10 protein-coding genes are annotated in these 15,832 nt (G+C 53.6%); 5 read left to right on the top strand and 5 right to left on the bottom strand.

Annotation, left to right across the window (positions count from 1 at the left end):
* Positions 1-195 precede the first annotated feature (195 nt).
* Complete coding sequence (locus DYU11_RS29090; protein ID WP_310589514.1) at positions 196-2,508, top strand: sialate O-acetylesterase; 2,313 nt, start codon at positions 196-198, stop codon at positions 2,506-2,508.
* Here the strand turns inward: DYU11_RS29090 and DYU11_RS33385 are convergent.
* Positions 2,505-2,663: a hypothetical protein gene (locus DYU11_RS33385; protein ID WP_158600386.1), complete on the bottom strand. Its 159-nt coding sequence runs from the start codon at positions 2,661-2,663 to the stop codon at positions 2,505-2,507. The genes DYU11_RS29090 and DYU11_RS33385 overlap by 4 nt on opposite strands.
* A gap of 40 nt (positions 2,664-2,703) precedes the next feature.
* On the opposite strand from DYU11_RS33385, the gene DYU11_RS29085 reads away from it, so the two are divergent.
* From DYU11_RS29085 to DYU11_RS29075, 3 genes are read left to right on the top strand one after another with little or no spacing between them, the layout of a single operon-like run.
* Entirely contained in the window at positions 2,704-5,457 is a 2,754-nt protein-coding gene (locus DYU11_RS29085; RefSeq protein ID WP_119671259.1) for a DUF1553 domain-containing protein, read from the top strand.
* 36 nt (positions 5,458-5,493) lie between these two features.
* On the top strand, positions 5,494-6,996 hold the full coding sequence (locus tag DYU11_RS29080; RefSeq protein ID WP_119671258.1) for a DUF1501 domain-containing protein: 1,503 nt from the start codon (positions 5,494-5,496) through the stop codon (positions 6,994-6,996).
* A 5-nt stretch (positions 6,997-7,001) separates the two neighbouring features.
* Positions 7,002-7,700 carry an alpha/beta fold hydrolase gene (locus DYU11_RS29075; protein ID WP_229366105.1) on the top strand — a complete coding sequence of 233 codons (699 nt, stop codon included), beginning with the start codon at positions 7,002-7,004 and terminating at the stop codon, positions 7,698-7,700.
* Here the strand turns inward: DYU11_RS29075 and DYU11_RS29070 are convergent.
* Positions 7,697-8,413: an HAD family hydrolase gene (locus DYU11_RS29070; RefSeq protein ID WP_119671257.1), complete on the bottom strand. Its 717-nt coding sequence runs from the start codon at positions 8,411-8,413 to the stop codon at positions 7,697-7,699. The two genes, DYU11_RS29075 and DYU11_RS29070, sit on opposite strands and share 4 nt — an antisense overlap.
* Before the next feature lie 149 nt (positions 8,414-8,562).
* On the opposite strand from DYU11_RS29070, the gene DYU11_RS29065 reads away from it, so the two are divergent.
* Positions 8,563-10,086: a DUF4301 family protein gene (locus DYU11_RS29065; RefSeq protein ID WP_119671256.1), complete on the top strand. Its 1,524-nt coding sequence runs from the start codon at positions 8,563-8,565 to the stop codon at positions 10,084-10,086.
* Between the two features lie 92 nt (positions 10,087-10,178).
* Here the strand turns inward: DYU11_RS29065 and DYU11_RS29060 are convergent, their stop codons facing one another.
* The 3 genes from DYU11_RS29060 to DYU11_RS29050 all read right to left on the bottom strand — a co-directional run bounded on the left by DYU11_RS29060 (position 10,179) and on the right by DYU11_RS29050 (position 15,707).
* Complete coding sequence (locus DYU11_RS29060) at positions 10,179-10,673, bottom strand: RrF2 family transcriptional regulator (RefSeq protein WP_119671255.1); 495 nt, start codon at positions 10,671-10,673, stop codon at positions 10,179-10,181.
* A gap of 457 nt (positions 10,674-11,130) precedes the next feature.
* Positions 11,131-12,804 (bottom strand): IPT/TIG domain-containing protein, encoded by a 1,674-nt coding sequence (locus DYU11_RS29055; RefSeq protein ID WP_119671254.1) that lies wholly within the window; start codon positions 12,802-12,804, stop codon positions 11,131-11,133.
* Positions 12,805-12,839: 35 nt separating this feature from the next.
* A complete protein-coding gene (locus tag DYU11_RS29050) occupies positions 12,840-15,707 on the bottom strand; it encodes a TonB-dependent receptor (protein WP_119671253.1) in 2,868 nt (955 codons plus the stop codon).
* Positions 15,708-15,832 lie beyond the last annotated feature (125 nt).

Here is a 15,832-nt window from a genome sequence, read left to right as displayed (position 1 = left end):
CTATCCCTGGTCGCCCTAGTACCAGCCGATACCGGCGTTTTATCCGATGATCAATGCCATACGGATATGACCAGAAATTAATCTATTTTCGCGATTGATTTTACGCCATTGTTCATGCCCAGTTTGTTAAGGTGGCTCATATTGTTTGTGAGCCTCCCCGTTGTTTGTCTCGCTCAGGTAACCATAACCCATCCCATGCCTCGTCTGGTTGTTCAGCGGGGTACCGACAACACCGGTCGTTTATACATAGCCGGCCGGCTCACCAGCGCAGCCGACCGGATTGAGGCCCAGTTAACTCCCGTGGCGGCTGGCCAGGGCACCGCCACCGGCTGGCAAACCATACAGACCAATCCATCGGGTAATTTGTTTCTGGGCTACCTCACTGGTTCCGGCGGCTGGTACGTAGTAACGGTTCGGGCCATTCGGAATAATGTCAGCATTGGCCAGGCTACTGTTCAGCCGGTTGGCATCGGCGAGGTATTTATTACAGCCGGCCAATCGAACTCCCGGGGACTAGGCGTTGCCGATAACGACCTCGGCACAGCCACCGACCGGGTCAACGCCATCGACTCCATCAACCATTATTATCCGCCCAACGGCCAGTCCCTGTTCTCTTCGGGCGACCCGATGCCGGTTCCTGCGTACAAGGCCCTTACGGCTGCCCGGCGCGTCTTTCCCATGGCTGAGAGCTCATGGGGCTGGGGCGAACTCGGTGATTACATCGTCAATCGATACAACGTACCGGTGGCCTTCTATACCGCAGGCTGGGATGCGTCGACCATCGAAAACTGGATCAATTCGGCCAATGGCATCCCTACCTGTAACCGCTACTACTGCGTCGAAAACTGGCCGAACCTGCAGCCTTATACCAACCTGAAGAACGTACTCCGGTATTATGCGTCCATGGCCGGCGTCCGGTCGGTGCTCTGGCACCAGGGTGAAGCTGAATACGGCGACGCCGGCTCGGGCAGTATTCCCGACTACCGGAATCGACTTCAGTCGCTGATTCAAAAATCCCGGCAGGACTTTGGTGGCCGGAATGTGCCCTGGGTTGTCGCACGGGTCTCCTTCGATGGTACGGTAACCCGCCCGGATCTGATCACGGAACAGCAGAACGTAATCAATACGCCAAACCTCAACGTGTTCCAGGGGCCTTACAATGATACTATCGTGAACCGGAACGCTGGTCAGTCCGATGTTCACTTCCGGAACAGCTTCCGGCCTACGCCCCATCCGCGCTACTACCTAAACCCTGGTGCAATTCCGGCGGCCATGGGTCTGTCGCGGTTTGCCCGCAACTGGAACAACAGCCTCGACAATAGCTTCTTTCAGAATGCACAGCCGGTGTTGCCGGAGCAGTTTGCCGTAACCGGCAACATCGCCGACTACGTGCCACCGGGCAGTCCACTTCAGGTTTCGTTTGCTACGCTGGGCACATTTGCAGCCGATAATCAATGGCAGGTTCAACTGCTCGACTCCGCCGGCAACTACAGGGCCACGCTGGGCACCGGGCCAGCCAGTCCTGTTGCCGTTCAGCTACCCGGCAATCTGACCTCGGGCCGTTTTCAGCTTCGGGTTGTAGCTACCTCACCCTGGCTACCGGCCGTACCATCCAACCTGTTCCGGCTTGGAAACCCACCCGCCCCGTCCGGACCCGCCGACCTGAACCTGACGCTGTCGGTCAGCAACCGGACGCCCGGCACCGGCGATCAGACCACGTTTACATTGCGGCTTCAGAATGCAGGGCCCAAACGAGCCGTCAACGTAACGGTTCGCGATCGATTGCCGGCTAACCTCGCCGTTTTGTCCACTTCCGGGCTAACCTTCGCCGATGGAGTGCTGACCGGCACCGTCGCCAGCCTGGATAGCGGCAGTGCCGTTTCATTCAATTTTGTGGCTCGGCCAACGGCAGCGGGTACGTACCGGAATGCAGCCGAAATTGCCCAGACCAGCAACTCCGACCCAGACAGCCAGCCGGATACCGGCACCGCCGATGGCCAGGACGATGCCGCCGAGCTCAGCTTCCGAACCCGCGAAACCAGCTCCGCCGTCTTCACATCGCCTAACCCAAATCAGGCTCCCTTACCGGCCGTAGTCAGCAACCAGCCGGCTCCCGATCCCAGCAAAGCCGATGTACAACTGGCCATTTCAGCCAGCCGACAGGCAATTGCGCTGAACGATACGCTGACATACACCCTGACGCTGACCAACCTGGGCGGGCAAACGGCCACGCTCCTGAACGTAGCGGCTTATTTGCCCGCCGGACTGGTTTTTGAATCGAGCAGCGACATGGCGCCTGGTGTCGGGACGGTTTCGGGCGGCATCAGTAGCCTGGCCCCAAAAACGAGCTATTCACTTCGTTTTCGCGCCAGAGCCACCCAGCCCGGCCGTCTGATGTGCCCCGCTCAGCTTACGGTAGCCGGCATTCCTGATCCAGATTCGGCACCGGGCAACGGCACTACCAACGGCGAAGACGACACCGCCCGGGTCGAAATTCGCGTCCGTTAACCGGCAATCAAATTGCTGCTGAACGACTTATACCGTATCTTCGTTTCCTGAAATAAGAGATTCGATTTGTACAATACGTACCGCATCGAATTCTTTACCGGCCGATACTCAGCAAACTGATAGCTGGAGTCGGGTTTGAGTACAAAACGGAGCATTGAGTCTTTTACAGGTAAGCAAGTTGTCTGGGCGCATACTATGAAACTCAAGTTAATAGCCGTTGGGGCAGGGATTGTGGCGGTCGGGTTAGTATCTTCCTCGTTTCTCGGTATTTTCGGGAACCGGGTAGATTATAATACCCAGATCAAGCCGCTATTGAACAAGAACTGCATTGCCTGCCATGGTGGTGTTAAGAAAGCCAGTGGGTTTTCGCTGCTATTCAGACACGAAGCCCTGGCTCCTGCCAAGTCGGGTAAGCCCGCTATTATCCCGGGCGATGCCGACGGTAGCGAGATGATCCGGCGGCTGACGCTGGCCGACCCCGACGAGCGGATGCCGCTTGACCACCCGCCCCTCAAAGAAAACGAAATTGACTTACTACGTGATTGGATCGATCAGGGTGCCGAATGGGGCGATCATTGGGCGTACCAGCGCATTGAAAAGCCGGACGTACCCAGTGTTGGTACGTTCTGGAGCCGGCTGGGCCTTGCCGAGAGCGACGAAACCAAGTGGGTCAAGAACGAAATTGACCACTTTATCCTGGATGAATTAAAAGCTGAAGACCTGAAACCCTCATCGGTAGCCGATCGCCCAACGCTGCTAAGGCGGGTATCGCTGGATCTGACCGGGTTGCCGCCAACGGAGCGGGAGGTCGCGGATTTTATCAGGGATACCTCCCCAAACGCCTATGAAAACGTAGTTGACCGCCTGCTTGCGTCGTCGGCCTACGGAGAGAAGTGGGCCGGAATGTGGCTCGACCTGGCCCGTTATGCTGACACCAAGGGGTATGAACGGGATGCAGGGCGCAAGATCTGGTGGTACCGCGACTGGCTGATCAAAGCGTTCAATCAGGACAAACCCTTTGATCAGTTCACGATTGAGCAACTGGCCGGCGACCTCCTCCCCCAGCCTACCGACGACCAGCTTATTGCAACCGGCTTTCACCGCAACACGATGAACAACGACGAGGGCGGAACGCAGGATGAGGAATTTCGCATTGCCGCCGTCCTCGACAGGGTCAACACAACCTGGGATGTCTGGCATGGCACGACGTTCTCCTGTGTGCAGTGTCACAGCCACCCCTACGATCCGTTTGTCAACGAGGAGTATTACAAATACCTGGCGTTTTTTAACAACACCCGCGACGAGGACGTAGTCAGCGATACGCCAACGCTGCGTTTTTATAAGGACCGGGACTCCGTAGCGGTCCTGGATATGAAACGCTGGCTGACGGCGCACCTCCCCCGCCAGAAAGCAACCGAATACGAGCGTTTTCTGCGCGTGATGGAGCCCAAAATCAACTCCCACGACTTCGATCAGTACGTCAATGCGTCGCTGCTGGATGCTAAGTATTTCGGCGTTCAGCACCAGGGATCGGCCCGGATCAAGAACGTAACCCTCACCGGTAAAAACCGCCTGCTGATTGCCTGGGGAACCGGCGCACCCGATGCTGTTGTCACGGTTCATAAAGACAGCCTGACCGGTCCGGTGGTGCTCACTGCTGCCGTGCCCAAAACGGGCAGCGAATGGAAAGACTCCGTTCAGATTTTCCCGATTCCATCGATGCAGGGGCGGCATAACCTGTTCGTCTCTCTCAATAGCCCTAAAGAGCCGAAGAAATGGCTGATGGTTAAGTGGGTGGCTTTCCAGTCGGCCCTGCCCGGTCAACCCGCCAACGCAATCGGCCCGCAGGAACAACAGTATGTTGACCTGCTCAATAAAGACACCGATCAGACGCCTGTCATGTTCGACGGAACGGGCGATCTGTTTCGGAAAACCCACGTGTTTGAGCGCGGCAACTGGATGGTGAAAGGCAAAGAGGTGAAACCCGATGTGCCGAAGTCGCTGCCGGCTATGCGTCCGGATATGCCCCGAAACCGGCTGGGCCTGGCCCGCTGGATGGTGAGCCGCGACCACCCGCTGACGGCCAGGGTGGCGGTCAACCGTTTCTGGGAACAGCTCTTCGGAACGGGCATCGTCGAGACGGTCGAGGATATGGGTACGCAGGGCATCCCTCCTACCCACCGCGAACTGCTGGATTACCTCGCCGTTGAGTTTATTGAAACCGACCGCTGGAGCGTCAAAAAACTGCTGAAACGAATGGTTATGTCGGCCACGTATCAGCAACGGTCAGAAGCCTCGCCCGAATTGCTGGCCAAAGATCCGTTCAACCGGCTGCTGGCCCGCGGGCCACGGGTTCGCCTGTCGGCCGAGCAGGTACGCGATCAAGTACTGGCCGTGAGTGGGTTGCTGAGCCTGAAAATGTACGGGCCGAGTGTGATGCCTCCCCAGCCGGACGGCATCTGGCAATCGCCTTACAACGGCGAAGCGTGGAAATTGAGCGAAGGCAACGATCAGTACCGCCGGGCCCTGTATACCTACTGGAAGCGAACGGCCCCGTATCCCTCCATGATTACGTTCGACAGCCCCAGCCGGGAATTCTGTCAGCTTCGGCGGTTACGGACCAACACCCCGCTTCAGGCTCTCGTTACGCTAAATGATCCGGTGTACATCGAAGCCGCGCAACGACTCGCCGACTACATGCAGAAACATGGCCAGTCGCCTGAGCAGCAGATTCAGGCCGGATTCCGGCGCATTATGCTGCGCGATCTGTCACCCAAAAAACTGGCGGTGCTGGCCCGGCTGTACCGTACTACCGAAAAAGAGTACCAGCAACAACCCGCTGATGGCAGAAAGATCGCGGGCTGCAACGATGCAACCCCTCAACTGGCCGCGCTGACCGTAACGGCCAATACCATGCTGAATCTGGACGAAGTCATTACGAAAGAATAAATGTAGCACAGTCCGGCATCTTTTACGGATACAACCATGAGCGACCTCCAACACGAACTCCAGCAAACAGCCGCTCTGCGCGAAACCCGGCGGCATTTTCTGCATACCTGCTCAACGGGCTTAGGCGCTATGGCCCTCGGTTCAATTTTAAGCAGTTGCGGTTTTTTGGGCCGTCGCGATGAGGCTGCCAACGTAGCCGGGGCAGCGCTTCAGTCGGGAGAACCGATGGCTCCGCAGGCCGCGCAATACCTGCCGAAAGCCAAGCGGGTGATCTACATCCACATGGCCGGATCACCGTCGCAGCTTGAGTTGTTTGACTACAAGCCCGAGCTGGTGAAGTACCACGGCAAGGATTGTCCGCAGGAATTGCTTGAAGGCAAAAAGTTCGCGTTTATCCGGGGCGTTCCAAAGATGCTGGGACCGCAGGGCAAATTTGCGCAGCATGGCCAGTCGGGCGCGTGGGTATCCGACTACCTCCCTCACCTGCAGGGCGTTGTGGATGACATTACGTTCGTCAAAGCCATGCACACCGACCAGTTCAACCACGCCCCGGCGCAATTACTGATGCACACCGGCAGCGCCCGGCTGGGTCGCCCCAGTCTTGGTTCGTGGGTAACCTACGGGCTGGGTACCGAAAACGATAACCTGCCCGGCTTCATCGTTCTGGCATCGGGTGGCAAACAGCCCGACGCGGGTAAGTCCATCTGGGGCAGCGGCTTCCTGCCAACGGTGTATCAGGGCGTTCAGTGCCGCACGGACGGCGACCCGGTATTGTACGTATCAGACCCGTCGGGTATGAACCGCGACATCCGGAAGCAGACCATCGACGCCATCAGCGAAATCAACCAGCAGCAATACGAGGATGTCAAAGACCCTGAAATCCTGACCCGTATTGCCCAGTATGAACTGGCGTTCCGGATGCAGATGTCCGTTCCCGACGCCATGGACATCAAGGGGGAACCACAGTACATCCTGGACAGCTACGGCGTTGATCCGAACCAGGGGTCGTTTGCCCGCAATTGCCTGCTGGCCCGTCGGCTGGTCGAACGGGGTGTCCGATTTGTGCAGTTATTCGACTGGGGCTGGGATACGCATGGCACCAGTGCTGACGGAGCCATTGAAATTGGCCTGCGCAAAAAGTGCCAGGAATCCGATCAGGCCGTAGCCGCCTTGCTGAAAGACCTGAAACAGCGCGGCCTGCTCGACGATACGCTGGTGGTCTGGGGTGGCGAGTTCGGTCGGACGCCCATGCAGGAAAACCGCGACGGTCAGGTGCTGCCGTTCATGGGTCGGGATCACCACCTCGAAGCTTTTACGGTCTGGATGGCCGGCGGGGGTGTTAAACGCGGGTTTGCGTACGGCGAAACCGACGACATCGGTTATTACGGCGTTAAAGACAAAGTTCACGTTCACGACCTGCAGGCCACCATCCTGCATCTGCTGGGCTTCGACCACACCAAACTGACGTATCAGTTTCAGGGGCGCCCCTTCCGCCTGACCGATGTGGCCGGTAAGATTGTCAAACCTTTGCTCGCTTAGTTGCTTTGACGCGCATCCTGTTCATCCACGGCTACATTGAAGAGCCAACGGTGTTTGATCGGCTCACATCCCTGCTGCCGCCTACTGAGCAGATACGGATCAATCTGGCCGACGAATTTCGTCGCTGGAAACCCTCCGGCTCCGTCAACGTTCGGGAGGTGGCGCAATACGTAATCGATCAGTACGCTGTCAACGCCGACGACGTGGTTATTGGTCATTCCATGGGGGGCTGGATTGCGGCCTACGTTAAGGAACTGACGGGTGCTGCGGTTGTCCAGATCGCTTCGTGGACGAATCAGAAGAAAATCCTTTTTCCAACGCACAACCTCAGCATCCTTCGCGTTCTATTTCTTTCCGGCCTGACCCAAAGCCGTTTCTTTACTGAGCTGTCGGTCAGGCAGTACCCTTTCGACGAATCCCGGACGTTCTTTCAAACGCTGCTCTCCGGCTCCCGCCAGATGGACCGGCGCTATCTGTGGTTCCAGATCCAGACGCTTTTTGCAAAAGTCTCCCCGCTGTCGGTTCAACCAGAGCTGCGTATTCATGCCCGGCCCGACAACATCATTGCCCCGCCGGACGAGCCGTACGTAGAAGTACCCGGCGACCATTTCAGCCTGGTTTTTCACCCGGATGTTGTAGCGGCTCAAATCAATTCTTTGTTATCCGGCAGCGCTTCCGGAACCCGTCAGCGGCCTGATAATTAATACCGGCTAAGCACCGGAAGTACATCTGCAATTCGTTCGAACGCCAGAAACGATTTACCTTCAAGCTGCTCTTTTTCAACTTGTTCATGCGCCCAAGTTACGGAATACGGTACGTGGATGGCGTTGGCACCAACGTGAACCACCGGCAGTACATCGGAGCGCAGTGAATTTCCAATCATCAAGAACTCATTCGGTTGCAGGCCATAGCGTTGCATGATCCGCTGGTAGGCCGGTTCGTTTTTCTCGCTGACAATTTCAACGTACTTGAAATAATGACCCAGCCCCGACCGCGCAATTTTGCTTTCCTGATCGAGCAGATCGCCTTTGGTCAGTACCATCAGGTCATATTGGCCGGAGAGCGTTTCCAGCACGTCCTGAACCCCGTCCAGTACGTCGATCGGAAATGCCAGCAGTTCTTTACCGATGTTGATGATCTGCTGTATTTCTGAGCCTGTAATGGCCCCTTCCGTTAATTCGATGGCCGTTTCGATCATCGACAGCATGAACCCCTTAGCGCCGTAACCAAACAGGCGCAGGTTCCGCATCTGTGCTTCATAAAAACGGGCAGCTACCGTTTCTTCGCTGACGTGATGCATCAGCAACGTACGAAACTGCTGCTGCACATTCACATACATCGGTTCATTGACCCACAACGTATCGTCGGCGTCAAAGGCAATCAGTTTAAGCGAGGAGGTTGTCAATACGGCCTGCATGGAGGAGCAAACTGGTTTTTGTGACAAAATTACAACAGTGCGGCCGTTGACGATAGTAAGATTCGGACTACCCCGTAAATTTGATTTGCGTCACGTTCCCTAAATTTCCAATTTGCCGGAGTTCTAAACAGATTTTCTTGCCTTTCTCCATGCAGTTCACCGAACAAGATCAGGACCAGATACTGGCGCAGGGTATTTCACTCGACCAGATCGATCAGCAGATACAGCATTTTGTTCAGGGATTTCCGTTCCTGAACGTAATTAAAGCCGCTACCGTAGGCGATGGCATTGTGCAGGTTCCGGAAGAGCAACTGCCGGCTTATATCCACCGGTTCGACGAAGCCGCTCATGAACGATCATTGCTCAAGTTTGTGCCGGCCTCCGGGGCTGCTACCCGTATGTTCAAATCGTTGTTTGCCGCTCTTGACGGCAAATCCGACAAAGCTGCCGACGAGTTTTTTGTCCGTCTGCCGGATTTTGCCTTCTACGACGATCTGAAAGCGGTCTTGGCCACCAAAGGCGTTGACCTCGACAAGGCCGTAGCTGATAAAGACTGGCAGCCGCTGCTGCGACAGACCGTACTGCGGTTTCTGCTGCTCGACGACGGCCTCGGATACGGCAACCTGCCAAAGGGACTGCTCGAATTCCACCGCTACCCTGATGGCCCCCGAACCCCCGTCGAAGAGCACCTGGTCGAAGGCGCTTCGTATGCCAATGCAGACGGCCTGGTTCGTATTCATTTCACCGTTTCCCCCGAACACCGCGATCGTTTCGAGCAGCTTATCGACGAGAACCTGGCCGACTACGAAGCCTGGCTCGGCGTTACATTCGACATAACGTATTCAGAGCAGAAGAAATCGACAGACACCATCTCGGTCAATCTGGACAACACCCCTTTCCGGAACGCCGACGATACGCTGCTGTTCCGACCGGCCGGCCACGGTGCGCTGATCGAAAACCTGAACGACATAGATGCTGACATCGTGTTTATCAAGAACATTGATAACGTGGTGCCCGATGAACTCAAAGAACCAACCGTTACGTACAAGAAAGTACTGGCGGCTGTGCTGCTGGACGCGCAGCAGCAGGTGGCGCGGCTGCAGGGTCTGCTCGAATCGGACGATGTCAGCGAAGGCTATCTGAGTGAAGCCGACGAATTATTCCGCCGAACGCTGTTTACCTTGCCTCCTGCGGAATTTGACAGCTGGTCGACAGCCGAGAAACTCACGTACTTCCGCCGGAAGCTGAACCGCCCCGTGCGGGTTTGCGGTATGGTTAAGAACGTAGGCGAACCCGGGGGCGGACCGTTCTGGGCAAGAAACCAGGATGGCTCCGTTTCCCTGCAGATTGTCGAGTCGGCTCAGATTGACCTGTCGGACCCGGATCAGAAAGCGATCTTCGATACCGCTACGCACTTCAATCCGGTTGATCTGGTTTGCGGTCTGAAAGATCAGCACGGCCGCAAATTTGACCTCCCGGCTTACCGCGATCCGCAAACGGGCTTCATCACGCAGAAGTCAAAAGATGGAAAAGACCTAAAGGCGCAGGAGCTGCCCGGCCTCTGGAATGGAGCGATGGCCGACTGGAACACCATCTTTGTGGAGGTCCCGCTGATTACGTTCAACCCGGTTAAGACCGTTAACGACCTGCTTCGTAAAGAGCATCAGCCTTAAAAAAGCACAAGGCCTGAAACAGCCGACGGGGTAAAGTAGAATCGAGCATTCGATTCTACTTTACCCCGTCGTTTTATACGTATGATCCCGGCTTAAGCCGACATCCGCTTGGCCGAGCTGTCAACGGAGTCGCTGGCTTTGCTGCCAATGGGTATTTCTTTCGTCTCCAGGGACGACGGATTCATGAATGTCAGCAGGGTTGTGTTTTCGTAAACGCCCAGGTTCGCATCTCGTACGCGTTCCATGATTGGCTTGAGGGCACACGTCACTTCATCTTCGCAATCGTCGCAGCGAACGTAGAAATTAAACGAAACACAGGGCGTTGGGGCAATCGGTCCATCAATCACGCGCAGTACCTGAGCCAGGTTTACACGGCCCGGATCAACCCGCAGCAAATAACCACCGCCTTTTCCTTTTTGGCTCTGAAGGATGCCATGGTTGCGCAACTCCAGGAGGATGGCCTCTAAGAATTTTTTCGGGATATTTTCTTTCGCCGATATGTAGGAAATCAGTACAGGGCCTTTCCCGTACTCTTCAGTCAAAACCTTCAGGGCTTTGATTGCATACTTTGCTTTCTTAGAGATCATGTTACGGTACCTAAGAGGTTGCGGTGATTAAAGGTTAATTGATGTTAACTGTGATTTTATCACTATTCAAAGGGCCAATTTAGTAAGCTCTTAATTATCAGCAAACTTTTCAGCGCTTATTTCACTGCTAATGTATGAAAGAAAGCCTTAACTGCAATAATTGCCCTCGAACAAACTACTATGTTCATGGACAAACAGCATAAATTAAGCCAAAAGTTCAACAGCATTTAATTGCTATTAGACGCTGAAGTTACTGACAGGTAACAAGTGCGGTTGCGGAATTTTATAATCCAGTATCTCTACGTAAAACCCTTTTCGGTTGGGCAGGCTTTTCGAGGCAGCGCCCACCCTCAGTCATGCGTACTGAGCCAAAAACCAGACCGTACTGACAAGAAAAAAGCCGGTGCAAAGCCCCGGCCCTTTCGTGCGACACCAATATGAAAATTAAAAAGAATGCTTAGTTATAAGGCGTGCTGTTCGGATCCCAGTTCGTCCAGCCCTGCGTCCAGTCGGTTGTACCGAAAGCACCACGGAACTGTTCTTTGGTGAAGAAATTGTCAGCGCCTTTTCCGTCCCAAATAGCGCCACTCAACAGCGGAGAACCGCTTTGCGGCAGGAAGTTCGGGGCAGTAAGATTGAAATTCTGGGCATTAAGCAGCAGTTGGGCAATGTCAGAAGTGGCATACACTCTGTTTCCGAATGCTGCGGTATTAAAGAAAGCAGTTGCTTCGTCGTTAGTTACGTTCTGCGCTCCACGAACAGGCGTCGTCGTATTGGCAACAACGATACCTCTCAATTGAAGATTACCAGCCGTAGCATTTTCCAGGGTGTTCTTAGTACCGGTCTGCGCGTCGAGACGCAGGCCTTCCGGATAACCAAACACCAATGAGTTAAAAATGCTGATGGATGTATTCCGACGCAGGTGCATACCTGATTGAAAAGGACCACTACCTCCTGATGTCGGCGCATTGGACGGTGCTCCGCTGAATACGAAGTTGCTCATGTTCGCAAATACCGCCGATGTTAACGGAAGACCAGCATTCGGGCCAGTTGCAGGCGCGCCAGGGTTGAAGTTATCCGACTCAAATCCATTTGAACCCGATACGTCGGCAACATTTGGATCGCGAAGCGATACACCATACTGTACCTTACCTGAATACCCAAAGTCTACGTCCCAGTCATCATCGAAGTTGCGCAAGGCCACCAGATACTTACAGTTCACCGTACCACCGAACCACTCGAATGCATCGTCACCGCCAAAAGAAACCTGTACGTGATCAATCGTCGTACCCGATCCAACACCATACATGGTTAAGCCATTACTTTCACTATTCGGCAGCAAGGCGATACCGCTAAACTCAATGCGTACATACTGCAACGTACCTGAATTATCCTGGGGCTCATTGAACGTACCGGTAGTACCACCGATACCGCCTTCGATAAGCTCACTACCCGGGCGGTTGATGGGCGCTCTACCGATCAGGAATATACCGCCCCAATCGCCACGAGCACGCTGGCCTGCCGCTCTGGCCGAGGTAAATACAATAGGAGCAGCGGCAGTACCACGAGCTTCCAGTCTTGAACCCGGTCTAATAATAAGCGTAGCCCCTCTTTGCTGACCCGAAGGATCCTGATCCCGTCCTGCACCCTTGATGAGCGTTCCAGGTTCAATTGTTAATACTGCGTTGTTGTCAACGTTTACGAACCCGCGTAATTCATAGACATTGCCTGCAGTCCAGTTTTGGTTTGCCGTGATGTTACCGGCTATAGTTATAACCGGACGATTTGCCAGCGTAAATTGCTGAGTACTTGTAGCCGTTTGGCTTCCAGTAGCAACCGTGATTGCTCCATTTTGAGCGTTGGCCGGTACTGTAACCACCAGTTGAGTTGGTGAAGCGGATACTACTGTAGCCACAGCATTTCCACCAAAAGTTACTGTGTTACTAGCTGGTGTTGAGTTAAACTGTGTCCCCGTGATTGTAACTGTACTACTAATCGGCGCCGAAGTTGGATTAACTCCTGTGATACTCAGCACAGCCTCTGGCTCATCATCATTGTCACAGGCTGTTATTGCTACTGTCAGACCAAGTAACAGTAACAGCGAATACTTCCAGCTTTTCAAAAGTTGCATAAGAGATTGGTTTTGTTTTACTTACTTTACCAGACTTAGGGCACTACTATCCGGCGGCCAAACGTGTAGATAGCGCTAACTGTGAAATAGCTACCACGTCTGAACGTACGAATGTTCTGATCGGCGTCGGCTGATTGAGATGTTACGTCACTACCAACTTTTCCGTCCCGATTGAAATCTTGTGAGAAGCGTACTGGCTGATTCAGGATATCCTGTACACCGAACCGTAGTTCAAGCTGCTTACCAACCTGTTTCGTTACGTTGATATCAATAACGTGACGCGGCATTTCGTAAACAGTCGGGTTGTCAATGTTACCCACGGTGAAGATCCGCTGGCCGAATACGTTGTACAGAATGTTTCCCTGCCAGCCCGTCTTCGGAGCGGCATAATAAGCGCCGAGGTTAATCAGGTAAGGCGATTGACCAGTCAATGCGCGTTCGGTATCCGTTACACCCCGATATTCATTAATCTGTCCGCTCAAATCTGGCGCAGTGACTACGTCACCAACTGTGACCTGGCTATTGATAAATGATACGTTACCAACCAGGGTAGTATTCTGCAGGAAGACGCTGGGTGAATTGGCGAATCCCTTACGAACTTCAATTTCTACGCCATAGCTACGAGCCGACTGGCTGTTAAAGAATGTGTAAGCAAATCCGTTGGTCTGAAGCAACAGGAGCGACTCGATTGGCTTGTTGAAGTGCTTGAAGAAGCCGGTTACCGAGATTACTTCATTGGGTGTAGGGTAAAACTCCCACTTGGCATCAAGGTTCTGAATCGTAGCTGTTGTCAGCGTTGTGTTACCCTGAATATCAGCTAATAAGTTGAAATCATAGTACCGGAATGGCGCCAGCTCACGGAACTCCGGCCGGTTCACTGATGCTGAATAAGCTAAGCGTAAATTTGTTCGTTCACTTAACTTGTACGTGAAATTCAGCGACGGTAGCGGGCTAAAAATCTTGTTCGACACTAATTGAGTATCCGTACCTCTGATCGTAGCTCTTACCTGCTGATCATTATACTCTCCCCGGAATCCAACGGTTAAGTTTGCTTTCGGGCCAAAGTATACATCGCCACTTACGTACCCCGCTACATAGCTATTTATTCCTCGGTACGAATCCAGATCTCTTGTACCATCCAGCAACGAGTACCCACCACTCTGGCCGGTTACGTTTTCTGGCGCAAAGACAGAGCCTATTGGCCGTTGTCTCAACGTCTCCGTTGCGTTCCCTACAGTCTGGTATCCGTAAAACCGGGCTGCATAATCACGGTTTTTACGCTCGCCATAAACCCCGAATCGGATCCGGTTTGGTTCACGATCGGTCGGGTTACCAAACGTATGCTCGTAATTACCGATCGCTGAGGCCGTATACTCATGAAGCCTTGAATAAAACCGCCCTGTTTCGGTCGGCGTTGGATCGTTGGGCGTTGTGATTGTAAATGGCTCTTCTGACTCAAGCGGACGGATATAGCGAGCGCGTTTCCAATCTGGCTCCCACCGACCTGTATATCCGAAGGCACCTACCCAATTAATCTTTGTTAGTTCGCTGACCGTGTGTTCCCCTGCTAACTGAGTTGTCAGAATACTACGGTTTTCAAAACGCTGCGAATAACTACGAACGTCCTGAGCATTATCTATATTCTGGCCCTCCCGTATAACCGTTTCCGTAGTACTCAACTGGTTAAAGAGCGTTTTCCACTCCAGGTTGAATGCAGGCGAGAACCGGGCAGACCAGTTGTGCAGAACCCCTAAGCGAGTACCACGTGCGTAGTTCAGATCTCTATACTGCTGACCAATTGAGTTTGCAGTAGCACCAGGCTGATACACGTTAAAATCAATGTCTGCAAACTGGTTTGTCATTGCATAGTTAATGCTGGTCAGATTACTAACCCGTACGTCGCCAACATCGAAGCGACGACCCATATTCAAGGCAAACCGAAGATCCGGCATAGCCGTTATTTCTTTGAGGCCCCAGGAATTGGGTAGCAACCGGGCATAAGCAGCACGTTGGGGTGCATTCAGGTTATTAAAGTTACCAGCCTGGGTTGGAAAGCTGTTAGGAAGCTGCTGATCGGCACTCCAAAGGCCTAACCAGTTTGCTCCACCGCGAGTATGCGTTTGTACAGTTTGAAACGTCGTATTGGCGCGATATCCAAGGGTTACACCGGCGTCAACAAAGTTTTGCTCCGGGCGACGCTTCGTATAAATTTTCACAATACCGCCCGCAAAATCACCCGGAAGATCGGCCGAACCAGATTTGAAGACAATCATCCGGTCAATGATGTTGCTGGGTACTAAATCAAAGGAGAATGAACGCGTGTCAACTTCGGTTGATGGCGTGATTACATCGTTAATCAATACAGAGTTGTAGCGGGCGGCCAGTCCCCGAATCAACACGAAGCGGTTGTCAATAATACTGACGCCCGGTACGCGCCGGATGGCTGCGGCTGCGTCGCGGTCCTGCGACTTCTGAATCTGCTGGGCTGAGATACCCACCGCAATCGGCTTCAACTGCTTGATTTCAGTGATCACGGCCACTTCCGTATTAGTGGCCCGGTTGCCCCGTACAACGACTTCCTGAAGCGCCGTTCCTTCTTCGTCCAGTTCGGTGTCGATTACCGTGGTGTTCCCCGACTCAACCCGAACGTTGGGAATTTCCTTCGTCTTATACGATACGAACGAAACGAGCACCTTGTGCGTCCCGGCCGGTACGTTGGCGATGGTGAAATTACCTTCAACGTCGGCGGCTGCGCCAAGCTGTGTTCCATCTACGCGGACAGTAGCACCGATCAGTGCTTCTTTTGATTTGGCGTCTTTAATTGACCCGCGGATTGTTCCGGTCTGAGCCAGAACCGTAGTGGAGAGAAATAAGAAAAATACAAGTAAGTAGTTAATGTTCATATTGGCAGTAGCTATCGCATGCTAATTTGCGTTGCAAAGCTACCTTCCTAATGTTATGCTAATGTTATGCTAATATTACGCTTGAATTATATTTATAAAATGGGTAAAGTGTTAAAAATCAATTA

Source organism: Fibrisoma montanum (assembly GCF_003583365.1).
Classification (GTDB): Bacteria; Bacteroidota; Bacteroidia; order Cytophagales; family Spirosomataceae; genus Fibrisoma; species Fibrisoma montanum.
Note: the sequence above shows the minus strand (reverse complement) of the source record. Positions and strands in the feature narration are given on the sequence as shown.